This is a genomic window from Phycisphaerae bacterium (genome assembly GCA_035275405.1).
Taxonomy (GTDB): Bacteria; Planctomycetota; Phycisphaerae; order UBA1845; family UTPLA1; genus DATEMU01.
This window is the reverse complement of sequence record DATEMU010000003.1, coordinates 659,847-684,728: the sequence shown is the minus strand read 5'-3', so window position 1 is coordinate 684,728 and position 24,882 is coordinate 659,847. Positions and strand designations below refer to the sequence as shown.

18 protein-coding genes are annotated in these 24,882 nt (G+C 61.0%); 8 read left to right on the top strand and 10 right to left on the bottom strand.

Going from position 1 to position 24,882, the window contains the following annotated elements; translation table 11 throughout:
• Positions 1-94: 94 nt before the first annotated feature.
• From VJZ71_04785 to VJZ71_04765, 5 genes are all read right to left on the bottom strand, one after another.
• Complete coding sequence (locus VJZ71_04785; GenBank protein HKQ47368.1) at positions 95-1,330, bottom strand: hypothetical protein; 1,236 nt, start codon at positions 1,328-1,330, stop codon at positions 95-97.
• A 239-nt stretch (positions 1,331-1,569) separates the two neighbouring features.
• Positions 1,570-2,256 (bottom strand): PEP-CTERM sorting domain-containing protein, encoded by a 687-nt coding sequence (locus VJZ71_04780; GenBank protein ID HKQ47367.1) that lies wholly within the window; start codon positions 2,254-2,256, stop codon positions 1,570-1,572.
• Positions 2,257-2,459: 203 nt separating this feature from the next.
• On the bottom strand, positions 2,460-3,623 hold the full coding sequence (locus tag VJZ71_04775; protein HKQ47366.1) for a hypothetical protein: 1,164 nt from the start codon (positions 3,621-3,623) through the stop codon (positions 2,460-2,462).
• 802 nt (positions 3,624-4,425) lie between these two features.
• Positions 4,426-5,481, bottom strand: a complete 1,056-nt coding sequence (locus VJZ71_04770; protein ID HKQ47365.1) for an SUMF1/EgtB/PvdO family nonheme iron enzyme — start codon at positions 5,479-5,481, stop codon at positions 4,426-4,428.
• 245 nt (positions 5,482-5,726) lie between these two features.
• Complete coding sequence (locus VJZ71_04765) at positions 5,727-6,863, bottom strand: NAD(P)-dependent oxidoreductase (protein HKQ47364.1); 1,137 nt, start codon at positions 6,861-6,863, stop codon at positions 5,727-5,729.
• 379 nt (positions 6,864-7,242) lie between these two features.
• Here VJZ71_04765 and VJZ71_04760 point away from each other — a divergent pair, with 379 nt between their 5' ends.
• Both VJZ71_04760 and VJZ71_04755 read left to right on the top strand, forming a co-directional pair.
• Positions 7,243-8,178 carry a PEP-CTERM sorting domain-containing protein gene (locus VJZ71_04760; GenBank protein ID HKQ47363.1) on the top strand — a complete coding sequence of 312 codons (936 nt, stop codon included), beginning with the start codon at positions 7,243-7,245 and terminating at the stop codon, positions 8,176-8,178.
• A 23-nt stretch (positions 8,179-8,201) separates the two neighbouring features.
• Positions 8,202-8,726 carry a DinB family protein gene (locus VJZ71_04755; protein ID HKQ47362.1) on the top strand — a complete coding sequence of 175 codons (525 nt, stop codon included), beginning with the start codon at positions 8,202-8,204 and terminating at the stop codon, positions 8,724-8,726.
• Between the two features lie 46 nt (positions 8,727-8,772).
• Here VJZ71_04755 and VJZ71_04750 read toward each other — a convergent pair whose 3' ends face one another.
• A complete protein-coding gene (locus tag VJZ71_04750) occupies positions 8,773-8,928 on the bottom strand; it encodes a hypothetical protein (GenBank protein HKQ47361.1) in 156 nt (51 codons plus the stop codon).
• 262 nt (positions 8,929-9,190) lie between these two features.
• Between VJZ71_04750 and VJZ71_04745 the strand changes: the two genes are divergently transcribed.
• The 3 genes from VJZ71_04745 to VJZ71_04735 all read left to right on the top strand — a co-directional run bounded on the left by VJZ71_04745 (position 9,191) and on the right by VJZ71_04735 (position 11,882).
• Complete coding sequence (locus VJZ71_04745; GenBank protein ID HKQ47360.1) at positions 9,191-9,997, top strand: menaquinone biosynthesis protein; 807 nt, start codon at positions 9,191-9,193, stop codon at positions 9,995-9,997.
• A complete protein-coding gene (locus VJZ71_04740) occupies positions 9,994-11,181 on the top strand; it encodes a radical SAM protein (protein HKQ47359.1) in 1,188 nt (395 codons plus the stop codon). Before VJZ71_04745 ends, VJZ71_04740 begins: the two co-directional genes overlap by 4 nt.
• A 140-nt stretch (positions 11,182-11,321) precedes the next feature.
• The gene (locus VJZ71_04735; protein HKQ47358.1) at positions 11,322-11,882 is read left to right on the top strand and encodes a phospholipase D family protein; all 561 of its coding nucleotides are present in this window, start codon (positions 11,322-11,324) and stop codon (positions 11,880-11,882) included.
• A gap of 15 nt (positions 11,883-11,897) precedes the next feature.
• Here VJZ71_04735 and argS read toward each other — a convergent pair whose 3' ends face one another.
• The 4 genes from argS to VJZ71_04715 form a co-directional block, all read right to left on the bottom strand.
• Positions 11,898-14,075 carry an arginine--tRNA ligase gene (gene argS / locus VJZ71_04730; GenBank protein HKQ47357.1) on the bottom strand — a complete coding sequence of 726 codons (2,178 nt, stop codon included), beginning with the start codon at positions 14,073-14,075 and terminating at the stop codon, positions 11,898-11,900.
• 87 nt (positions 14,076-14,162) lie between these two features.
• Complete coding sequence (rsfS, locus tag VJZ71_04725; protein ID HKQ47356.1) at positions 14,163-14,615, bottom strand: ribosome silencing factor; 453 nt, start codon at positions 14,613-14,615, stop codon at positions 14,163-14,165.
• A gap of 37 nt (positions 14,616-14,652) precedes the next feature.
• Positions 14,653-17,142 carry a sodium-translocating pyrophosphatase gene (locus VJZ71_04720; GenBank protein ID HKQ47355.1) on the bottom strand — a complete coding sequence of 830 codons (2,490 nt, stop codon included), beginning with the start codon at positions 17,140-17,142 and terminating at the stop codon, positions 14,653-14,655.
• Between the two features lie 481 nt (positions 17,143-17,623).
• Positions 17,624-19,909 carry a M14 family zinc carboxypeptidase gene (locus tag VJZ71_04715; GenBank protein ID HKQ47354.1) on the bottom strand — a complete coding sequence of 762 codons (2,286 nt, stop codon included), beginning with the start codon at positions 19,907-19,909 and terminating at the stop codon, positions 17,624-17,626.
• A gap of 177 nt (positions 19,910-20,086) precedes the next feature.
• On the opposite strand from VJZ71_04715, the gene VJZ71_04710 reads away from it, so the two are divergent.
• The 3 genes from VJZ71_04710 (at position 20,087) to pepF (ending at position 24,879) form a co-directional block, all read left to right on the top strand.
• Positions 20,087-20,863 carry a succinate dehydrogenase cytochrome b558 subunit gene (locus tag VJZ71_04710; protein ID HKQ47353.1) on the top strand — a complete coding sequence of 259 codons (777 nt, stop codon included), beginning with the start codon at positions 20,087-20,089 and terminating at the stop codon, positions 20,861-20,863.
• 9 nt (positions 20,864-20,872) lie between these two features.
• Positions 20,873-22,849 (top strand): succinate dehydrogenase flavoprotein subunit, encoded by a 1,977-nt coding sequence (sdhA, locus tag VJZ71_04705; protein ID HKQ47352.1) that lies wholly within the window; start codon positions 20,873-20,875, stop codon positions 22,847-22,849.
• A gap of 134 nt (positions 22,850-22,983) precedes the next feature.
• Entirely contained in the window at positions 22,984-24,879 is a 1,896-nt protein-coding gene (gene pepF / locus VJZ71_04700) for an oligoendopeptidase F (GenBank protein ID HKQ47351.1), read from the top strand.
• Positions 24,880-24,882 lie beyond the last annotated feature (3 nt).

The following is a 24,882-nucleotide window of genomic DNA, read 5'->3' as shown; positions in this document are numbered from 1 at the left end:
CGGACGTCCAATCGGAGTCGGCCGAAGCATGTTGTCAAGGATCGGATGGGTTGCGGGGCGCTCATCGGCCCCCGAGACGGGGGCCGCTACGGATCTACCGCCCCTTTTTCGCCGGCGGGGCCGGGGCGCCGGCGCGCTGCTTCTGGCTCATGGTTGGCAGGCTTTCCAGCCGCTGCTTCAGCTCCGCGAACAGGGCGTCCAGCGGGGCGTTCAGGTGCTTCAGGGCGTCGCCGCGGGCCTTGGCGTCGGTCATGATCTGGGCCCGGGCATACTCTTCCGACCGGCTGAGCTGGTAGTGATAGGCCCTTTTCTTGAGGTCGCCGAGGATGGACATGGCCCGCATGTTCTGGCCGCTGTCGAAGCCGTATTTCTGCGCGACGCTGACGACGTGCTTTTCCCAGTCGTCCAGCGGGGGGGCGGGCGGCGGCGGGGCCGAGGGATCGCCGTCGGCGGGCGACTTTTGCAGGCGGGCCGGCTCGGGCGGTCGCGGCAGGCCCGGGGCATCCGCGGCGGCGGCGCCGGGGACCTGGGCCCCGGGCGTTGCCGTGGGATAGCTGCGGTCCTGGGCGGTCTGTTGCGGATGGCGGGCGGCGGCGCCGGGCCGGGGGGGCGGTGCGATACCTCGGGCCTCGCGGGCGGCGGCGATGTCGGCGGGGTTCACGTAGGGCCGTCCCGCGCGTTCCATCGTCCGGGCATCGACAAAATCGCCATTGGGCCCGCGCGGCCGCGGCTCGTATTCGTTGCTGTCCCGGGAGCGCATCTCGCGGACCTCGGCGGCCATGTCGGCCTTGCGGCCGGCCACGCGATCGTCTTCGTTCATCGACGCAGCCACGTATTGTTCGCGGCGCTGCACGAGCTCTTCCCAGCGCTGCCGGCCCTCCTGGGCCACTTCGGGGCTGACGCGCGTCGCCATCCAATCGGCCACTTGCGTTTCATTGAGCGGCATGCCATTGGACAATTCCGAGAAGCGCCGGCCCAACTCCTGTAACTCCGGCGAGTTCTCATCTTCGGTCGCACCGGCTTCCTGTACCTTGCGGCCGAGTTCGTCTAGTTCGGCCATCATCTTGGCTTCGTATTCGTGCTCGAGGACCAGCCGCAACTCGAGTTCGGTACGCAAATTGTTCTGTGCATCCTGGTCGAGCCCGTAGGCCGCCGACAGGAGTTCAATTTGCTTCTCAATCTCCGGTTGCCAGCCCTCAATAAAGGTCGGATCGGCATCCTGGAGGACGTTGGGGACATCTGCGTGAATCGCCGTTGCCGCCAGGAACACCAGGCCGCAGGGCGCCAGCAAGTGGCAGGTGCAACTGAATGACTTGAATCGAAAGGCCATGAGAGAACTCCGCAGACATTAAAAGCAGGTTCAAACGGTTGGTTTACGATGACCGGGGGACATTGCTTGCCCTTTAGATTATACCGCGGATCGGCGGGACGGCAGCAACCTACGGGCGGGCGGAGACGCCCGCCCCACTGCAAAAAAAAGCGGTCGGTCGCACTGGGGCGACCGACCGCGAAAGGAGACATCTCAGTGTCGGGCCGATCGAGCGGCCAGACGGGGTAAGTTAACCGCGATTAGCGGCGTCGGCGAACGAGGCCGACCAAGCCGAGTCCGACCAGCGCGAGCGTGGTGGGCTCCGGCGTGTTGCGGATCGTGATAATCGGGTTGCCTTCCGCCTCGCCCGTGTAGGTGCCTTCGCGAGGAGGATTCGGGCCGAACCCAACAACCTCGTAACCATTTGAATCATCGCCGCCGAACTCGTTGAAGCCGACGCCGATTCCGATGTTGTAGATGTTGGTGTCACCAGGGAGTTTGTTCTTCGACAAGATAAACTGGAACAACGGCCAAGTACCGGCAGCCGTCGGCTGGAACGTCAGACTTCCCATCGATTGAAGGAGAAAGCCATTGGCGTTCACGCTGTCGGGAGCAGTGTTGTTGGCCGGATCGCTCGGATCGTTGGTCGCAGTCTCCGAATAGTTGAACTGCTTTACGGTGACCTTGTCCAAAAAGGCAGGATCCTGATAAAGGTCGAGGCTCCAGCTTCCACCACCGTATCCGTCGGTCTGATAGAAGATCGTGATGAGCCATTCGCAGCGCGTCGGTGCCGGGGCCGAAGTGTCGCAATCCAAGAGCAACGGAGCGCCCGGACCACCGCCGGTGCCTCCCGATGCTTCCGCCCAAACAAACCCGCCCGCGTTGGCCGAAGCGGAGATCGCGACGGTCATGAGGGCTGCCAAAGCTAACATTCTTGCTGTCTTCATTTCATCCATCTCCTGGGTACTGAGATACCTCTCCTGAATTCCTAGTTTCTTTCCCGCCGCCGGGCCCCCACCCTTGGGCTTGCCTTCCTGTTGGACGAGAAAACCATTTATTCTCGTAGGACCAATCCTACCACAACCATCTGTTCATTTCAAGGGTATGCGGGCCTTTTTTTTGGCCCGCATACCCTGTTTTTTCCCAAAAATCACGGACAAGACGCAATACCAGAGCGGTTTACCGCGCCCTGGAAGAACGTAAACGGAGGTGTGCCGCCAGCAGCGGCTCCGATATCAGCACCTGTCGTGGTGTTATTTCCGTTAAAATCGCCAAGATAGGTCTGAAGTTGGTTTTCGGCCGCATCGTTTACGGCTCCGTTGAAACCACCAACGTCGGCACCAGTTACGTTACCATCACCGGTAAAATCGCCCTTAAGGCGGACTTGTACGCGACCATCGGCAACCAGCGACACCGCGCCAGCCGAGTTCCCGCTGACCGGGGGCGCTTCAGGCGTGGCCCCGCTGTAGCCAAATTGCACATCTTCCACTGCATCCCCGGCTCCATTGTAAACCCGGGTGATCAGCAGGTTGTTGACCTTGAGGAAAATGTCATAGGTGGAGTTGTCGTTGAAAGCCGGCGCCGTTCGGCCCGAGCAGTTTCGCGTTCCGGAGGTCAATCGAATCTTGCCCAGCCGATAGGGGGTCGTGTTCGCAAGGACCGGGTCTCGCGGGGTAATGCCCAAGCTGGCGTTATAGGTCGGGCCCGGATCGACCGGGACGCGGACGGCCTTGGCCTTCTCCCAATCCGGCGGATCATTGGGCACGACGTTGCCATCGACCTTGTTGTTCCAGGGGCTGGCGCCGGCCGGCGTGATCGAGTTGAACACCGTATTGGCGTTGTCCAGCGTTACGGCCATGGAGGCGATCTTGTTGCGCATGGTCGCTCCGACCAGGCGGGTGTCGATGTCCAAGCCGACGGAGGAGATCACGTCGCCCGCGCCGGACAGATCTTCCAGCACGTCCATGTAGATCCATAGGTCGCCGGTGCTGTGGTTGAGATCGCCGTCGAAATTGGGGAATGAATTGGCGTTTCGCGTCGTCGAGACGTTCATCGATTCCCAGCCGTCATTGGCCTTGGGCTCGATATAGAGCGTCTGGCCCTGGCCGCGGCGGCCGCCGTTCAGCGCGTCGCCGTTGCCGGCGGCGTTGAGGAACGGGTTCGTCGCCGTCACGCCGACGTTGCCGCTGATCGTGCGGATCGTCGAGCCGGAATCGTTCGGCCGGACGTCCAGCCAGATTACGGATTGCGCCATGACCGTCGACGACAGGATCGTCAACAGGGCGGCGCTCAAAACCAACGTTTTCTTATTCATCGCTTTGCTTACTCCCTGCTCAAAACGAGCAACTCGCAACAACCCTTCAGTACGGCAGACGGAACTTTCCGCCTGCTCGCTGGACCCATCGCCTACCGGGGCTTTTGGGTCGCTCGTTACTACTTCCTGCGCCGCGTCTCTACGCGTCGCACTGGACCGAACCAGACTGGGCACCGGAAAAGCTTCCCACCTCTGGCTTCCATCCTCCAGCGGCTCTTGCGCGCCGCTCCCACCCAATACACCGCCAGCGTAACGAAAACCGCCGCGAATGTCAATCCCGCAGGGCCGATCAGGCTCTTGCAACCCGATGATCCGCGTATGCGCCGACCGCAACTCTCTTGCAAAGATCGCGTCTGGCGCTCGATCGCAGCGTCCGCTACCTGTTGGCAGCGCGGCACAGGCCGTTTTCTCGGCCTGTACTCACCACACTATGTTACCCGGCCGGGGCGGTACGTTTCAAGCCCCCAGGCCGCTTCCAACGCGATTTTTTATTTTGCCTGTAACCCGTTGTTATTAGGCAGGTTAAGGAAGTTCGCCTCTTAATCACTCGCGAGCCCCTCAGAACCGGGCACGCGAGTGCCTGCAAGTGAACGCCTCTTGAAGCATTCCATTCCCTGATCGCGGTGCGGCATCACTCAGCCCTCCCTCGCGGGTGGGGTTCTGATCACAACAGGCGAAAACCCCATTGTCCCAGGAACGTCACCGCCCGATCGTCCAATGAGCTACTCTCTACGGAATACGCGACAAATTCGCGCCGCGCAGCGCAGAATTTCCGCAAATCGTCAAATCCTCCGGCCAGGGATCAACGGCGGGATATCCCATGTCGCTTCTTCCTTCGTTTTGGAACGGCAAGCGCCGCTACCGCCGCCATGATCAAGCTGCCGGGCTCGGGAACCATCGCAATTCGAAACCCCAAGTTGCTTCGTTCCAGCGTCGGGTCGAGGGAATAGCGGTTACCCGCCGCTGACGTGTAATCGTCATTATTAAACGCTCCGCCGCGAACGCCGCGATACAACCCTTCGATGACCGACTCGTTCCACTCGTTGACGTTTCCCGCCTGGTCGAACGTGCCGTAGGCGCTGGGGTAGGCGTAGGAGCCGACGATCAGAGGGTGCAAAAAAGTCGATTCGGTATTGGCCATATCGCTGGTCATGGAATCGCTGCTGGTGGGGTATTCCCAATAATTGTCGGTCGCCCCGTCATTTTTGTGATACGCCGTCTTGTACCACTCATTCTCCGACGGGATGGCCCAGGTCGCGCCGGGCTTCCGCGTCACGGCCAAGAGGGCCGCCAGGCTTGTCGCGCCGTTCAGAAAATACGAGCCATCCTCGGTCGTCGTCGGCCCCTGGGCGCCCGTCGGCTGTCCATTGTGCATCCAGTTGGCGAATCGCAACGCATCGCCGAACGAGACGTAGCTGACCGGCCGATTTTCATAACCGGGGGTTACCGAATAGGTGCGCGTGGTGCTGCCATGGCGGAAGATCCCGCCTCCCCAACTGTCGCCGCCTCCATTCATCGAAAAGCTGTACAGCCCGTAAGTATCTACTCCGGCCACGGCGTTGAGGAACGCCGCATACTGACCCATCGTCAATTCGTATTTGCCCATGTCGTACGCATAGCCCACCGCGCCGTAGCCGGGTAGTTCGTGGCGCGTATCCGGCGAGTTTCCCGGGTTGGCGACATGCACGGTTTCGATCGCGATGTCCGCCGGGGCCCGACTGGAAGAGAAGGCGACCACGAGGAGGGCGGTGAACACCATTCCCCCCGCGCCGCACAAGCCGACCGGCGGGGGTCGCCCATGCTCCCGGCGCGCGGAATCCAACCGACCAAACCCGTTCAATCCAACAAATTGTGACATGATGAAACTCCGGCTCCCCCACTGGGCCTCACTTCGAACCGACGGGGGAATCGCCCCGTCAACGAAGGACCCGGATGCCGGTCACGAGAATCGCCTGGGAAGGATAAATGCTAATTATTCGATCACGTTAGGAACCGCTGATGCGATCCAATCCTGACAGCCATCCGAGTCCGTTCAGAGTATAAGCGCCGCGCGCGTGTCCGGCCAGACCTCCTGAACCAGTCGTCTTCTCGAATCAACCGTCACTATGGGCGAAACCCCCAAATCCGCAGGAGATTATGCGATCGTTCATCAAGTGACTGGTTCTCAACCGCATACGCGGAAAATTCACGCCGCCGGACGCACCGCGCCCGCTGTGCATCAAACCCTCCGGCCGCACTTCCGCTCTTGATCCACTCCCGCATTGCCCGATCGGTCTCCACGAGACCCGTCGCCTGGAGGGCGATGTCGGCGAGTGTGGCACCGGCCAGGGGACGAGAAAGCTCTGCTTTGTCGCTCGTGACGGGCAAAGCGGGAGCTTTGCCCTCCCCCAAAAACTCCGCCAAGCGCTCGCGGATCATCAGCGCCGCCCGCCTGCGCGCCTCGAGCGAATAGCCCGCGACGTGCGGCGTGGCGATCGCCGCCGCCCGCGCGAGCGCCGGATCGATCGCCGGCTCGCCGCGCCAGACGTCGAGCACGAGCGGGCCGATGCGGTTGGCCTCCGCCGCGGCGAGCAGCGCGGTCTCCTCCACGACTTCGCCGCGGGAAGTGTTGATGAGGATCGCCCCGCGCTTCACGCGCGCGAGCCATGCAGCGTTCACCATCCCGATTGTGGCGTACGACCCCGCGCGTGTCAGCGGGACGTGCAGCGTGATCGCGTCCGATTCGGCGGCGATCTGGTCAAAGCTGACGAAAGATTCCGCACCTCCGCGCCTCTGCGCCTCGGCGAGAGCTTCTTTCGGTGGATCGCACAGGAGCACGCGCATCCCCAGCGACTCGCCCCATTCGGCGACGAGCGAGCCGATCCGCCCGACGCCGACGACGCCCAGCGTCTTCTCCGCCAGGTCGATTGCCGCGCGCCGGGCCAGGTGCAGCAGCGCCGCGAGCACGTACTCGGCGACGGTCCGGCTGTTGCAGCCCGCGGCGTCGGCAAAGGCGATTCCGTGCGCGGCGAGATAGTGCGTGTCGATGTGATCGGCCCCCGAACTGGCCGTCCCGACGAACCGCACGCGCGAGCCCGCCAGCAGGCGCTCGTCCACCCGCGTGACCGAACGGACGACGAGGGCGTCGGCGTTGGCAATCTGCGCGGCGCTGACGTTGCGACCGGCAAAAGTGGAGACCTCGCCCAAGGGGGCAAAGAGCCCCGGTGCACTCCAGATAGCGTCATCCACTGCCAGCTTCATGGCCTCGATAATAGCGTTGGGGAATAAAATCGCCCGCTTGGCGTGTTTGGAACATGTGCCGACACCTGGTGTTTTCGTAGAATGTGGGGCAGCCCATGGCCGGGGGGTAGGTTTATGGCACGCAAATTGCCAGCGTCATCATCGGGCATGGGGACCCTTTCCCCATTTGGAGGTCATCATGTATCAAATACTTCCCGTCGTGGTTTTGTTGCTGTCGCAAGGTCAGTCGACAAGAAGCGCTCCCACGCCCAGTTTCATGGGGCTGGGCGGTCCCACGGGCGCCAACATTTTAAACCAGGCATTTGATGTGTCTGGCGATGGTTCGACGGTTGTCGGGTGGAGGAGTGGGTCAGCTTATCGTTGGACTCAAACCGGTGGCATGCAATCTCTGGGGGGCGGAATCGCCTATGGCGTCTCAGCCGATGGCTCGGTCATCGCTGGTTACAGCGGGTCCGGCTCGGCAAGCCAAGCATTCCGATGGACTGCACAAACCGGCAGGGTGGCGTTGGGCTACTTTCCCGGCTCGCCACAACAGTTCAGCCGGGCATATGGAGTTTCGGGAGACGGGACGCTGGTTCTCGGGTCGGCGGCGCGCAGCACGATTGACGATGATCCCGTGACGTGGACGCCGGATACCGGCTATGTGAGTCTTGGAAACGTCCCTGGCGGCCACGACGGAAAGGGCGAAGCGTGGGACTCTTCGACTGATGGATCTGTCATTGTAGGGAATACTTTTGGTCCGCTTTACGAACAGGCGTTCATCTGGCGGAACGAAACGGGAATGTCGCTACTTAGCGGTCAACCCGACGACTTCCTGGCACAAACCGCTTCGGCAGTTTCCAGCGATGGAACTGTCGTGGTTGGCTGGGGAGCTCCCCTGTCGAGTCTCGGGTCGCTGGAGGCGTATCGCTGGACATCAGGAGGTGGCGTTCAGCGACTCGGCGATCTGCCCCAAGGCGATTTCGAGAGTATTGCAAGAGACGTATCGGGTGACGGAAGTCTCGTCGTTGGGCAATCGGTTACGGGCCAATACTCCATCGACTTCGAGGCGTTTATTTGGGATGCCAATTACGGCATGCGCAACCTCCGCGACGTACTTGTTAATGACTTCGGCCTGGACCTCAGTGGGTGGAGGTTGATCGACGCGTGGGGAATCTCCTCTGATGGCAACACGATCGTCGGATACGGCACTAACCCCAGCGGTTTTCAGGAAAGTTGGCGGGCGGTCATCCCCGAACCTGCCGCGCTGTCGCTGGCAGCGCTCGGTCTCTTGCTGTCGAGCCTCCGGCGCCGGCGGACCCGCGCCCGACGTTAGACACGCGCTGCTATACTGGGTCGATGACCGGCACCGTCGCCCCGATCCTCCGCCGTTACGCGATCGAGAAGCTTGCCGACCACTTCGCGCAGGTTCGCCGCTGCTGCGCCCTGCTCTCCGCCGAGCAGATCTGGTTCCGCCCGAACGACAACAGCAACAGCGTCGCCAATCTCCTCCTGCACCTCGCCGGCAATGTCCGCCAATGGATCGTCGGGGGGCTGGGCGGGGCGATTGTGCCGCGCGACCGGCCGGCGGAGTTTGCCCGGCGCGACGGTCTGTCCCGGGAGCAGCTTCTTGAATCGCTGGCGGGCGTATTGGACGAGGCGTACGCGGTACTTGGCGGCGTGGACGATGCGGCGCTCGTCCGCGAGTACGCGATCCAGAATTACAGGCTCTCCGGCGTCGCCGCGATCCTGCACGTCGTCGAGCACTTCGCCTTTCATACGGGGCAGATCGTGACCACGACGAAGTGGCTGCTGGATGTGGACCTGAGCCTGTACGACGAGAAGGGTCATCGCCGCGACGGCCGGCAGGAGGCAGTGCCGTAAGTGATGGCCACGCGATAGCGACCGGCGCGCGGCTGGAAGGGTAAGGCTAGACGGTCCCGCCCGTCACGGCCCCGAGGAGGCCGGAAAAGACCTGTGTCAACACGCTCTGGAAGAGAGCGACGATGACGTTCGAAAAGATGCCCGCCACCTGAATGGCAAGGTCAATGAACGTGAGTTGGAAGACGTTTTCTTCACCAGCCATGCTGCGTAACTCCTGGCGTCGGTTTTCCGCGGTCCGCCGCCGGTAGATGATACCCCGGCCTGGCCGCACGATTGCACGACGGGCCGCGTATGAAACAGATCGGCCGGTCGCTCGCCCCAGGCCGAGTTTTCAATACCGTTGAAAGATATGGCGGTCGCCGCGGCCGATGGCGACGAAAACGGCCTTTCGTATAATCCACCGCGGATTGACACGGTCATTGTTGGACCAAATCGGACACCCCTGAACGGCACCATTGAAACCCATGAGCCCTGAATCGACCCTCATCCCGCCCATCGCCCCGGCCGCGACCGCGACGCTCGGCGTGGTATCGTTTCTGAACGCCCTGCCGCTTTACGAAAGCCTGCTCGATCGCCGGGGCGTCGTGATCAAGCCGGCGGTCCCGTCGAAATTGAGCGAATTGCTCACCCTCGGCGGGTGCGACGCCGCGCTGCTGCCGGTCGTCGATTACTGGCGAAACCGCGAGCGGCTTACGCTCGTCGCCGACGGCTGCATCGCCAGCGACGGCGAGACGCAGACGGTCCGCGTGTTTTCCAAAGTCCCGCCAGACAAGGTGCAGCGCGTGCATGTGGACGGCGACTCACACACGTCGATCGTCCTGGCCCGGCTCGTGTGGCGCGAACTGTACAGCCGCGATATCGAGCTGATCTCCTGCCGGCCTGCCGGGGTCGCCGACGAGGGAATGTCCAACGAGTCCGTTTTGTTGATCGGCGACAAGGTCGTCCGCAACGCCCCGCGCGGCTTCGGCTTTGAGGTCGATCTGGGCGCGGCGTGGAAGCACCTCACTGACCTGCCCTTCGTCTTTGCGGCGTGGTACGGACCGAAGGACCGCGATCATCGGGCGATGACGCGGCTGCTGGCCGAAGCCCGCGATGCCGGTGTCGCCGATGCACGCCGAATCGCCGGGGAGCACGCCGCGATCCACGGCTGGCCCGTCGATGTCGCGACGAAGTACCTGTGCGAGATCATGCGCTATCGGCTGACGCCGCCGATGCACGCCGCCATGGACCGCTTCTTTCACCTCGCCGATCGCCACGGGCTATTGCCATGACCGCCGTCGCCGCCATGCCAACGACGGGCCGCCTCTCTACGGACGACCTTCGGCAACTTTACTTCGACGAGTCGATTCACGGCCTGGGCCGCCGGGCGCTGGCCGCGACGCAGCGGCTGCACCCCGAGGACTATCGCACCTACGTCGTCGACCGCAATATCAACTACGCGAACTGGTGTACGGCCAAGTGCATCTTCTGTAACTTCAAGGCCGATCCGCCGGGCATGAATACCGGTCGCACGGACCTGCCGACCGGTTACACGCTGAGCTACGACGAGATCGGCCGGAAGATCGAGGAGTTGATCGCCATCGGCGGTACGCAGATCCTTATGCAAGGGGGCCTGGTCCCCGCCGACGGCGCGGCCGGTCTGCCGTTTGAGTGGTATCTCGATCTGATGCGCTTCATCCGCAAGAACTACCCGACGATCCACATCCACGCCTTCAGCCCGCCAGAGATCTTTGCGTTTCACCAGGTCTTCGACATGACCATCCACGACGTGCTCGCGCGATTGCAGGAGGCGGGGCTGAATACCGTTCCGGGCGGCGGCGGGGAAATCCTCTCGGACCGGGTCCGCGAGAAGATCGGGATCGGAAAGACGATGACCGACGAGTGGCTGGAGGTCATGCGCCAGTGCCACATCCTCGGCATGTCCACGAGTTGCACAATGATGTTCGGGCATATGGAGACAGTGGAGGAGCGCTTCGAGCACCTGCGGCTGCTGCGGGAGTTACAGGATGAATCGCTCGCGCGCAGAAACGGCGGCGGCTTCGGCGCCTTCATCTGTTGGACGTTCCAACCTGAGAATACGCCGTTGGGGCGAATGAAGCCTCTTCCTCAAGCCTCAAGCCTCAAGCCTCAAGCCTTCAGCCGAAGGCCCCTCAACGACGGCAAGCACCTCCTCCTCGCCGACGCCCACGAATACTTGACCATGCTCGCCCTCTCGCGGCTCTACCTCGACAACATCCCCCACATCCAATCGAGCTGGGTCACGATGGGCCCCAAGATCGGCCAACTCGCGCTCTTCTATGGGGCCAACGACATGGGCAGCGTGATGATGGAGGAAAACGTCGTCAGCGCCGCCGGAGCCACTTATCGCCTCAACGAACCCGAAATCCGCCGCCTCATCGCCGACGCCGGCTGGCGGCCGCAGAAGCGGGATTATTACTACCGGCCGATTGCCTGATTTCCGCTGCGACAGCCCTATTCGGCCAATTGAAGTCCCCGATCCCCGAACAAATCACAAGGGCCGATTCCAATCCAACGCGGGAATTGCCTCTTTTGAAATCGATGGTAAAACTCGCGACGGGGGCTGGAGAAAAAGCTATGACGTCGGGAAAACGTACATTGTCAGTCTTTGTTTCCTGCGCGGTCATTACCGTCGCCGCATTTTTCTTTTCCGCCGCCATGGCACCGCCGAGGGGTTCACGCGGCGCGCCGTCCATCCGCGCCTACTTTTCCCCCGGTGACGAATTGGAAGACCGGATCGTACGGGAAATCAGCGAAGCCCGACGGCGAATCCGCATCCAGATGTACATCTTCACGTCCAAACCAATCGCGGACGCCCTCGCCTCCGCCAAGGGCCGCGGCGTGGACGTCACCATCGTCCTCGACAAATCACAGGAAAACATGTCCTACGGTCGCTGGCCGGTCCTGCGGCGAAGCGGCGTAAAAATCCTGTTCGACCGCGATCACGACGTCGCCAACAACAAGATCATCCTCATCGACAACACGACCGTCATCACGGGCTCCTACAACCTGACCAAGGCGGCCAGCGAGAGCAACGCCGAGAACATCGTCGTCATAAAGCACGACGAGGAAGTGATCGAGCGATTTCACAAGAACTTCGAGGCGCACCTGGAGCATTCGGGCAAGCCGACAAAATAGTCCGGGCAGCGGCCGTTACATGCGCTCCAATGTCCCGATCCCCAGAAGTCGAAGGCCCAAGCGAAGTGCCCGCGCTGTCAGATCACACAGTCGCAAGCGGGATGCCCGCGTCGCATCGTCCTGCGCCTGCAACACGGGGCACGATTCGTAAAAGGCCATGAACCGACCGGCCAGATCAAAAAGATAGTCACACAGGAAATTCGGCAGGAGGTTCTCGCCGACCGTCTCGATGGTCTCAGCAAGTTGGCAAATACGAATCGCCAAGGCGCGCTCAGCGGGATGCGAGAGCACGATTGCCGATTTCGGATCGCTGTTTTCGGATTGAATCACCTCGGGCCCCGATTCCGCGGCCTTGCGGTAAATCGATCGGACCCGGGCGTACGCATAGAGCATGTACGGAGCCGTGTTTCCTTGCAGCGCGAGCATCTTGTCCCACAAAAAAACATAATCTGTATTGCGATTCTGTGCCAGATCGGCGTACTTCACGGCGGCGATGCCCACCGTTGCCGCGATGTTCTTGATCTCCGCTTCCGCAAAACCGCGGCGCTTTTCGGTGTCGTCCTCCGTCTCCCGGACCATCTTCTCCGCCCGTTCGACGGCCTCTTCGAGCAGATCCTTGAGCTTGACCGTCTCTCCGCCGCGGGTCCGCAGCATCTTCCGATCGCCGCCGAGCACCGAGCCGAACGCCACGTGCTCCAGCCGAATCTCGCCCTCTGCTTTAGTTAACCAACCCATCGCGCGTACCGTCGGAAACAGCATCTCAAAGTGCAGCTTTTGCGGCGAACCGACCACATAGACGATGCGATCCGCCCCCAGCCCGCCGCGAAACGGCTCGCCCAACAACACGGACTTCAACCCGGGAGTCTGCAAGGCCACGACATGCCGGTGCGCATGGTTGACGCGATAAAGGATTGCCGCGATATCCGTCGTGGCATACAGCGACGCCCCGTCCGACTTCTGAATGATCATGGGCAACGGGTCGCCCTGAGGGCCCTTGAACGCGGGCGAGCCATCAGGTTTCTCCAGGAAGACGCACACGGCGCCTTTGTCCTTGCGACAAGCTGCGCGAAATTCGCCGCTCTGGCCTTCCGTCGATTTGAGCCGCGCCTGAACCTCCTCAATCACGCCCGGCAGAAGCGGCTCGTAGAAACTCTCTCCGCAAATGTCATCGTCGGTCAGAAGCACGCCCAGCCGCCGATAGATCGCGTTGCACTCCTTCAGCGTCGCATCCTTGGCCTTGCGCCACGCGGCCAATTCCTGCGTATTGTCGTGCGGCGTCTTGCCCTGCAACATCGCGGCGACATGGCGCGACACCGCGGATAGAGGATAACTCTCGCTCGTGACCTTGTTCGTAACCGTCAAGCCGGTTCCCTCCGCCGCATCCTCCACCGCGTTGACATAGCGGTACGCCGGCAGGAGCTCGCCGAAGCTCGGCTCAAAAGTCTGAATGAACTGGCTGAACTCCCGGCCGTCCAGATCCCGCTCGAGGTTTTCCTGGTGAATCCGACGGCGATGCTCCAGCAACGCCGACTTCGCGTCGCCGCCCTCTCGCGCGGCGCGAGAGATCTCGTCGGCCAATCGATCAAAATCCGCCGCGGTCTCGTTCTGATGCCGCCCCATACACAGATGCCATAAGGAGAGGATGATCTTGCCGAACTGCGTCCCCCAATCCCCAAGGTGATTTTGTCGAATGACCTGATGTCCCTCGAACGCCAGCACACGGACGATTGTGTCCCCAATAACGGTGCTGCGCAGATGCCCGACGTGCATCTCCTTGGCCACGTTGGGCGACGAGTAATCGACGACGACGGTCTGCCGTGTCGAGGTCTCTACCGGCTCGATGCCCAGCCGATCCTCATCCGCATTGACCGGCGCCGGTGGTATCGAGCCGAGCCGCGCCGCCAGAAACTCCGAACGCAGCTTGAGATTGATGAACCCCGGCCCTGCAACTTCCGGCGGCTCGATCATGTCGCGAGCTGCGGGCGGCAGCGCCTCCACGATCTTCTGCGCCACCTCGCGCGGCTTGGCCCCCAGCGTTTTGGCCAGCCCCATCGCCACGTTGGATTGATAATCGCCGAACTTGGCGTCTGCCGCCGCGCGGATCTGCGGTCCGACACCGGCCGCTGTATCGCCGTACGCATCCGCCAGCGCCGCCGCGATGAACGCCTCAAGTTGTGCCAGAAGTGATGTCACGCCAGCAAGTGAATCGTCAAATCACCAAAAAATCAAAACTTGGCCCGTTGCGCCGCTCTGGCTTCGACTTCGATGTCTTGACGTTTATTAGGCCCCCCACTCAACCCGTGGGCAGTCCCCCCAAAGCGCCTCCAGATCGTAGTATGACCGCTTCTCCGTGTCGAAGAGATGCACCACTACGTCCACATAGTCCACGACGATCCACGCCCCCTCGTCATAGCCCGATACGCTGTACGGCTCCTCCCCGCGCGTCTTGCCAAGTTCGCGCAGATGGTCCGCCACCGCCCGCATCTGCCGGTCGGAGGTACCCGTCGCAATCACGAAGTAGTCACAGATCGTCGAGACGCCCCGAAGGTCCAGGACGAGAATGTCCTCGCATTTTTCGTCGCAAACCAGTCTGGCCGCATCAATGGCGTATTGCCGCGCGGCGTAGGCGGCACGGGCCAGGCGCTGGCGAAGCGCCTCGCGGGCGTCATCGCCGGCCTTGACGCCGGGGACGGACTGGGCGTCGCGTTTGGCGTTGATGGCCTTTCGTCCCATGACCCCTCCCGATGGGCGCGCGGCTCTGCCGTGATCGTCAGTGGCCCGCCGCCGGCTTGCCGCCGCGGAGGTTCTCCCGGGGAATCCGCATCGCGTAGAACGAACGCCAGACGAAGATAAGCGCGATCGCCAGCATGACCACGCCGATGACCTTGGTGTAATCGGTCGTGCCGGCATGTTTCGCGGCCTCGGTCATCTTGACGGCGATTTCCACCGCAAGCAGGCCGAACAACGTGGAGAACTTGATGATCGGGTTCAAGGCGACAGACGTCGTATCCTTGAACGGATCGCCGACGGTATCGCCGACGACGGTCGCCGCATGGACCGGCGTATTTTTCTCCCTGAAATCGACCTCGACGAGCTTCTTGGCGTTATCCCACGCGCCTCCCGCATTGGCCATGTAGATCGCCTGGAAAAGACCAAACACCGCGATCGATACAAGATAGGCGACGAAGAAGTTCGGATCGAAGAACGCAAAGGCCAGCGTAATCGACATCAAGGCGATGAAGATGTTCCACATCCCGCTTTGGGCATATTGCGTGCAGATGCGGACGACCGTGATGGAATCGTTCATATCCGCCTGTTTCTTGTCGAGGTTCATGTTCTTCTTAATGAACTCAACTGCGCGGTACGCCCCGGTCGTCACCGCCTGCATCGAGGCGCCGCCGAACCAGTGAATGACGGCCCCGCCGCTCATGAAGCCGAGCAGGACAGGGGCATCGGTCAAATTGAGGGCGAGGAGTCCCTTGTCTTTGAGCAGCAGGATGATCGCAAAGATCATGGTCGTGGCGCCGACCACGGCCGTGCCGATCAACACCGGCTTGGCCGTCGCCTTAAACGTGTTGCCGGCCGAGTCGTTTGATTCGAGGTAATGCTTGCCGCGTTCGAAGTCAGGCGTAAAGCCGAAATCTCGCTTGATCTCCTCTTTGATTCCCGGAATGCTCTCTGTCTGGGCCAATTCAAAGACGGATTGGGCGTTGTCGGTCACCGGGCCGTAGCTATCGACGGCGATGGTAACCGGCCCCATGCAGAGGAAGCCGAAGGCCACGAGTCCGAAGGCGAAAATTGAGGCATTCACTCCCATGACACTTCCAAGTTCGTACCCGCTCACGAAGTAAGCGCCGGACATGAGTCCCATGATCAACATGCCCATCCAAAAGGCGCTGAAATTGCCCGCCACGATGCCGGAGAGAATCGTGAGCGAGGCGCCGCCTTCGCGGGAAGCCGTAACGACTTCGTGTACGTGCTTGGAGTGTGAACTAGTGAATATCTTGGTGAACTCGGGAATCAACACGGCGGCCAGAGTGCCACAACTGATAATCGTGGCCAACTGCCACCAGAGCTGCGGCAGCGCGTGGACAACTTCTTGACCGTTCTCCAACATCGTCACGGACAGGTCGCCGATGAGCAGTTTGCTCATGCCGAAGGAAGTCGAAATGCACAGGATGGCGGCGATCCAGATCAGCCGCGTAAGCGGATCCTCGAAGTTGAACTCCTTCAATCCGCCGTACTTGGCCTTCGAAATCGCCTGATTGATGAAGTATGAAATACCGGACATGCAGTCCATCAGGAAGCGCATCGCAAAGATCCACACGATGAGCTTGGCCTGGATATCGAGGTAATTGACCACGCCTGCTTTGGCCGTGACCGCCAGCGTGATGAACGAGATCAGCGCGACGCCGGTCACGCCGTAGGTCTCGAAGCCGTCGGCGGTGGGGCCGACCGAGTCGCCCGCGTTGTCGCCGGTACAGTCGGCGATGACGCCGGGGTTTCGAGGATCGTCTTCCTTGACGTTGAAGACGATCTTCATCAGGTCGGAGCCGATGTCGGCGATCTTGGTGAAGATGCCGCCCGCGATACGAAGGGCCGATGCGCCGAGCGACTCGCCGATCGCGAAGCCGAGGAAGCAGTAGCCGACGATCTCGCGCGGCACGAACAGAAGGATGATCACCATCATGACCAGTTCGAGCGAGATCAGGAACAAGCCCACCGACATGCCCGCACGAAGGGGGATGTTGACGACGTCCCACGGTTCGCCCTTGAGCGACGCGAAGGCCGTTCGACAGTTGGCGTAGGTGTTCACGCGGATGCCGTACCAAGCCACGCAGTACGACCCGCCCATTCCGACGATCGAGAAGAACAAGACCATCATCGCGGTCTTCATGGTTTCATGCTGCAGACCCACGAAGTAATAGGTCATCGCCGTGCCCATGATCGCAAAGAGCATCAACAGGAACTTGCCCTGCTGGATCAGATACGTCTTGCAGGTCTGAAAAATGACCTCGGCGACGTCGAGCATTGACTGGTGCGCCGGCAGCCGGTGAATCTGAGTCCGAAGATACAAGCTGAAGCCGAGCGTAATGACAATAATGCAGGCCCCGCCCGCCAGGAGATTCCATGCGGAAATATCCTTCCCGAAAATGTTGAAATGTCCCGCGTGCAAATCCGGGATTGCCAAATCCGCTTCGCTGGCCATCACCGGCGTCGCGAGAAGGAGCGGCGTCGCGATCGCGGTCAATAAAAGCAGAACACTCAGAACCGATGAATTCGTCTTGCTGCGTCTCACGTCTGACTCCATACAAAAAAGCCTGCTTACCTGTTTGTGGAATTGAAAAGTCCTGGCCGGCGAGGAGCCGAACGCGGCCGCATCGTGAGAACTTTCACAAGCGAGCCTCGACATCGACCCTTCACAATTCGCCAATCTCTTCAATCTTCTGGACTGCCGTCAAGCGGCTGGAGAGATTTCCGCGCACCGGCGCGCCGATCTTCGCCGGCTGTCGCTGACTTCACTTGCCCGGGCGGCTTGCCACGCCTTCCGACCGCCCAGCCTCGCCGTTCAAGGCGCTGCAATCATCGCCGCCCGCGTGAACGGCGAATTGAGAACTGCACGTTATAAGGGGGGGGGAGACGAAGTTCAAGGCGAGTGGGCCATTAAGTCCGCTGAAGCTATAAAGCTATGACAAATAATGAGTTATGCCTCACTTGGCCTTGAGAATAGCCGGGCGATTCTAACTACTCCCCACGAGTATCTGCACGAAAGGCTCCACGTCCTCCATCGTCACGCCACAGACGCCGTCGATGTCCGCACTACAAGTCTGCTGCTGTGTGATCGTCGGCCATTGCAGGAGGGCCTCGGTAAATGCGCCGATGTCCAAGGCATCCACGTACGTGTCGTTGTTCACATCGCCCAAGGCGAACCCCGAGCAAGGATTTGCTTCGGCCCCGAGGATTTCGACATCATCAATGTTCCAGCCGCAAAATGTAAGGCCTCCGTCCGAGTCTCCCATTACCCAACGAAGGTAAACCGTCGGCTGCTCGTCTGCGACCACCGAGATGTCATATGTCTGAAGCGACCAGCTCGTCTCGACAAGTGTGGGACCGACGAAATTCCAGACGGTCGTCCACGTCGTGCCGTTGTTGGAGGCTTCGATGCTCGCGTGATCGTAAACCGACGATTCGACTCCCAGCCACCGGCGGAATCGAAGTTGCGTATTTACCAGGTCCGAGCAATCGATCGCCGTCGTGGTGGCATACCGAACCGGAATATTGTCCGAATAACAGCCGCTTAAATTGTACCCGAGCACGTTCGTGCCCGTGAAGCCGTTCTGCGGATCGCCGCACGAACCCGTCGGATCGCCATACGCCCATCCCGTGCCAAGCGTCCATCCGGGATTGGTCGTCATCGTGAATGAATACGCGAGTTCCGGAGACGGCTCGGCCAGCGTAACCGGCGCGGAATAAACATTTGTCGGCGCGCCGCAAGGATCAACGGCGACGTATCCACCGCTGCCGGAAGCCGTGAAATAGAACTCCGCCGTGTCCCCGCAAGTCCCGGCGGGCAGCGTCCCGATGTACGTGGTACCGCTTTGCAACGCGAGCGGCGTGGTTGAATAGGGGTCGACGGGATTGAATCGATAGTGCATCAGCCCCGAGTCCGGCACGTAGTTTTCCTGGGCGGCAATGAGCGTGACGCTGATCGGCGTCGATTGTCCAGCGACGATTTGTTCCGGCGCCGGACCCTGTAGGTCCAAAAGGACGCCCGCCGAAGCCCATCGTGACAGGTACAGAATCCCCGGCAGATTCTCCTCGCACGTCGGCACGATCTGTTCCGGGGGAAGAACGAAACCGAACTCGCCGGTGTCACGCAATTCGATCGTATACGCCAGAATCTCCTCGACTCCGTAGGCCCAATCGATTGATACGCCGTTCGCCGGATAGATCGTGGTGTTGGCCGGCCCCGGCTCGTAATAGGTGCCGTGCACGTCCAGGATCATCTGCTGCATGGCATTGCCAACCGCGGCGAATTGCGCATTGTCCGGTGTCAAAGACGGCGTGTACCCCCACGGCCACATCAGGAGCTGCGAGTAACTGTGATAGTCCATGTAGGCATTGATGTTGGGGTGCGCCTGGACGAAGTCACGGATCGCCTGTGTCTCTGGTTCGCTGAAGGCGCTTGGGCCGCGATAGGTGTCCGAACCGGGCGAACTGCTCGAGCCACTTTCGCCGCAGCAGCCCCATTGGTACCCGAAATTGCGATTGAGATCGACGCCGTAGCTGCTGCCATTGTTCCTGCGGTTCTTTCGCCACATCCGATTGTTCGTCCACGTATAGCTGTAACCATCGGGATTTACGCACGGGGCAAGATAAAAATCCGTCTGATCCACCAGCGCCTGAACGCAGGGATCCGTGTCGTAGTTTTCGACAAGGTGCGTGGCGAGATACAGCACTACTGGCGCCGTGATCCATTCACGGGCATGGATCAGCGAATGGTAGAAAACGCCGGGCTTGGGCCCCGCCCCCGCGCCCGTGATGTGCAAGACCCAGATATCGCGACCCTGTACGGTGTTGCCAATGTCAATGACCTCACACAAGTCCGGTCGCGCGGCAGCGAGGTTGTTGATGTACGTCTCGATGTCCGCCAGGGGCAAATAGGAATCAAACGGCGTCGCCAGCCCGCGTGCGGCTTGTTCGACATGCCGCCGGTAGGCCTCTTCCTCAGCCCTCCGCGAGCGAAGAATGTCGGGGTTGAGCACGCGGTAAGTGAATCCGGCCTCATCGAGCCGCTTTCGATCTACGACGGACACATAGACGTCGAGCGGGCCGACCCCGATCTCATGGGACCAAATGTCCAGGTTCATCGACTCGAGCAGCGCGAGTCGTTCGGCGGTGGTCACATCGACCCGAACCACCTGATCGCCGGGTTTGATTCCCAAGTCGCCCGCCGGAGCGGCCGAGACCAGCATCAGTACGATAAATGTGGCGCTAACATGCAGGCGAGCGAGTCGAGATCTCATCAGCAATACCGCTCCTACCCTCTTATGTGAAAGAAAAGGTCATCCCCCCTCAGGAACGTCCATTATACGCCATCGACCGGTCCGCGCCGAGCGGGGTTGACGCCAGGCCGCGACATTTCTAGGCTTGTCGCTCCGGCCCTGTGCGGCCGCAAACACTGACTTATCGGGATTCCAATCTTGGCCACGCCACTTCCTGACACGCCCACTTTTGATGAGAAGCATCATTTCCTGCTCCGCAAGCTGCATTCGCTGACCGGCATCGTGCCGATCGGTGTCTTCCTCATCGAGCATCTCTTGACCAACTCGCTGGCCGCAGGCTGGGCTTCGAAGACTCCCGGTCCGGAGCGTTTCAACGAGGCCGTCCATGGCCTGCACCACTTGCCCTACCTATGGGCGCTCGAACTCTTTGGGATTTTCCTCCCGCTTGCCTTCCACGCCCTCTACGGCGTGAAAATCGCCCTCACCGCGCAGCCCAATGCTCGCGAATATCCCTACATGGCCAATCGTCGCTACACGCTGCAACGCGTCACAGGCTATATCGCGCTGGTTTTCATCATCGTACACCTCTTGAAATTCCGATTTGCGCACTGGGTGGGTTGGGGACCGGAATTCATTGGAAGCGAGAACCCGTACGAGATCACCCGCACCGGCCTTACCCAATGGAGGATTACCCAACTTGGCCTGGTGGTCCCCGTGTGGATCACGCTAAGCTTTTACCTCCTCGGCCTCGCGGCATCTGTGTACCATTTCGCCAACGGAATCTGGACGTTCTGCATTAGCTGGGGCATTACCGTCGGTGCCCAGGCCCAGCGGAAAATGGGCTACGCGTGCGCGGCCGTGGGGATCGTCCTTTTTCTCTGGGGCGGGATGAGCCTCTACGCGTTCGCGAGAACGCCGCTGGACGCGAAAGCGGCTCCCAAAACAATGGCCGTGCAGCAAGTGAACGAAAGTTGATCTCCTACTATGGCTAAACAACGTGTGGCAATGATCGGCGGTGGGCTGGCCGGCCTCGCCGGGGCGATGAAGCTCGCTGAACTGGGGATCGCTGTGGACCTCGTCAGCATGGTCCCCGTCAAACGCTCGCACAGCGTTTGCGCACAGGGCGGGATCAACAGCGTCAACGACGTAACCCGCGCCCAGGGCGACAGCGAATGGAAGCACTTCGATGACTCCGTCTATGGCGGTGACTTCCTTAATCACCAGCCGCTGATCAAAGAGATGTGCGACTGGGGACCGCGGGTCATCGACCTGCTTGATCGGTTGGGCGTGCCCTTCAATCGCACACCGGAGGGACATCTCGATCGCCGTCGCTTCGGCGGTACGCTCTACAAGCGCACGGCCTTTGCCGGCGCGACGACCGGCCAGCAGCTCTTGTACGCCCTCGATGAACAGGTTCGCCGCTGGGACGCCGAAGGACTCATCAAGCTCTACGAATACTGGGAGTTCCTCGGCCTCATCCTCGATAGCGCCGGCGTTTGCAAGGGCTGCGTCGTCCAGGACATGTTTTCGATGGAGATCCGCCCCCTCCCCGCCGACGCCGTCGTCCTCGCGACCGGTGGCTGCGGATTGATCTTCGGCAAGAGCACCATGTCGATGATCTGCACCGGCGGAGCCAACAGCCGGGCCTATCAGGAAGGCGTCAAATACGCCAATGGCGAGTTCATCCAGGTGCACCCGACCGCCATCCCCGGCGCGGACAAGCTCCGCCTCATGAGCGAAAGCGCCCGCGGCGAGGGCGGTCGCGTATGGGTTCCGCGAACGCCGCAAGACCCCCGCGACCCGCTCACGATCCCCGAATCCGAGCGTTACTACTTTCTCGAAGAACGTTACCCGACGTACGGAAACCTCGTCCCGCGCGACATCGCCACGCGGGAAATCTTCGACGTCTGCGCCAACGGCGGCTTGAGCGTGGAAAAAGGTGAATACTGCGTCTATCTCGACCTGACCCACCTGCCCGCCGCGACAACCCACAAGCTCGAAGGCATTCTCGAAATCTATGAGAAATTCCAGGGGGTTGATCCGCGAAAAGTCCCCATGAAGATCTTTCCCGCCGTTCATTACTCCATGGGCGGTCTCTGGGTCGATTACGAAAAAGACGCTGCGACGGGCGGAATCGTCCACGGAGCGGTCAAGAACCAAATGACCAATGTCCCCGGCATCTACGCCATCGGCGAAGCCGACTACCAGTATCACGGCGCGAATCGCCTCGGCGCGAATTCGCTGCTGTCTTGCATCTTCGCGGGCCTGATCGTCGGCCCGTCGATTCAGTCCTATTTCAAGTCGCTCAAACAATCCGCCGCCGATAGCCCCACGTCGCTCTTCGACGCCGCTGTGCGGAAACACCGCGATCATTTCGACCGGCTGGCCTCGCGGACCGGCGATGAAAACGCCTACAGGCTGCAAGATGAAATGGGCCGGACGATGACGCAAAACGTCACGGTCGTACGCCACAACGACAAGATACAGGCCACGCTGTCCAAGCTGGACGAGCTTTCCGACCGTTATCAACGCGCGCCGCTGGCCGATAAGGGGCAGTGGACGAACCAGAACCTGTCCTACACCCGCGCGCTCGGCGACATGCTCATTCTCGCCAAGGTCATCGCCCTCGGCGCGCTGCAGCGCGACGAATCCCGCGGCGCCCATTACAAGCCGGATTTCGAGATGGCCAGCCTCGACCCCGCCGCCGGCGACCTCACGGGCCAGGCCCGAAAATGGTGCGAACAATTCAAGAAGCGTAATGACCAGTGGCTCAAGACGACGATCGCCGTCCACGCTTCCGATGGACCCAAGCTCTCCTACGAATCGGTCGACACGAGCCTGATTCCCCCGCGGCCGCGCACCTACGGTCTCAAGGGCGCGGAAGAAATCGAGCGAATCTGGAAGACTGAATTCATCGGCGGCGCTACCAAGCCCAAGCATATGGCCGCTGCAGCGGTATAACTTTCAGCCCAACTTTGTCCGCGTTGACGGAAAAGCTATGATGCCGTCATGCGGACAACGGTCGCCGCCTGGCGCGGAACCCAGTTTTTCCGATGTAACAATAAATAAACTTCGACCGGGGGTTAGGTGTTGGCATGACGATGAGTTGGGGCTTGGCCAGCCAGAACATTGCTTGGGCTCAAGAAGGCGGAGTCACAAATATCCCTTCGGTCACGGGCCTTCGGCCGCGCAGCGAAATTCCGGAAAGACATCGCTGGAACCTCACGGACATCTTCAAGAGTGACTCGGACTTCGAAGCCTCCTTCAAGACGGCCGATGGATTGATCGCCAAGCTGCCCAAGCTCAGGGGAACACTCGGCCATTCCACTGAATCGCTCCTGACCGCCCTCAAGCTCCGCGACGACCTCGCCGCCGAGATCGACCGGCTCATCGTTTATGCCGGTCTTTCTTACCACGAGGATATGAGCGTCAATGTTGCGCAGGGACGCGCGGATCGCGCCGAGTCGCTCGCCACCAGGGCTGCGGAGGCGGCCAGTTGGCTTGTCCCCGAGATCCTCAGCCTTCCAGCGGGAAAGGTCCACGCCTGGTTGGAGTCGAATAAGGAGCTTGCCGTCTATCGCCATTACCTGGAAGACCTCGAACGCCAGCGCGCCCATGTCCTCTCACCCCGCGAGGAGGAATTGCTGGCCATGGCCGGCGACATCGCCTCCGGTCCCGGTAACATCTACAGCCGCTTCACTAACACCAACCTCGACTTCCCCACGATTAAGAACGACAAGGGCAATGACGTGAAGCTCAGCGTCGGCCAATACTCGGCGATGATTTATTCCCGTGACCGCCGCGTCCGCAAAGACGCCTGGACGGGCCTGCACGAAACCTACCAGGCCAAGGCCAACACGCTTTCGGCCCTGCTCTCGACCCACGTCAAGCAGCACATGTTCTACGCCAAAGCCCGCGGATTCAAAACTTGTCGCGAAGCCGCGCTCTTCAATCCCAACATCCCCGTCGCCGTGTACGACAACCTCGTCGCGACGATCCATCGCCATCTGCCGAAGCTGCACCGTTACGTGGCGCTGCGCAAGAAGCTCATGGGCCTTTCCGAAGTGCATCAATACGACCTCTACGTGCCGATCGTTGAGGCGCCGGAGGAGACGCTCAAATACGATGACGCCGTCGAGACGATTCTGAAGGCCCTCGCGCCCCTCGGCCCGGACTACATTGCGACGCTCCGCAAATCCTTTGAGTCCCGCTGGATCGACGTCTACGAGTCGCCCAACAAGCGCAGCGGCGCCTACTGCTGGGGAAGCTACCTCACCCACCCCTACCTGCTGCTCAACTTCCACGGAACCACGAATGACCGCTCCACCATCGCCCACGAATTGGGCCACGCCATGCATTCCTGGTATACCGTCAAGAATCAGCCGTTCATTTACGGCGACTACGCCACGTTCTGCGCCGAAGTTGCGTCTACGGTCAACGAGGTCATCCTGGCCCATTACCTTCTTGACCACGCCAAGACCGACATTGAACGGCTCCTCATTCTCCAGCAACAGATCGACGAAATCCGCACGACAGTCTTTCGCCAGACGATGTTCGCGGAGTTCGAAATGCGCTTTCACGAGATGGCGGAACGAGGCGAGCCGCTGACGGGCGAAGTACTCAGCAAAGAGTATCAGGACATGGTCAGGAAGTATTACGGGCCGCACGCCGCCTACGACGACTGCGGCGCCGCCGAAGGCCTGCGCATCCCGCACTTCTACAGCAACTTTTACGTTTACACCTACGCGACGAGCCACTGCGCCGCGACCAACATCGGCCGCCGCATCCTCGCCAGGGACCCTACGGCCGTGGATGGTCTGATGAAGTTCCTGTCCTCCGGCAGCAGCCGTTACCCTCTCGAAACACTTCGATTGGCCGGCGTGGATATGACGACGCCCAGGCCCATCGAGGACACAATGCAGCTCTTCGATGAATTGCTCACCGAGTTTGAGTCGCTCTTCCAAAAGCAGTCGAACCGCGCGGCACAGTAACGC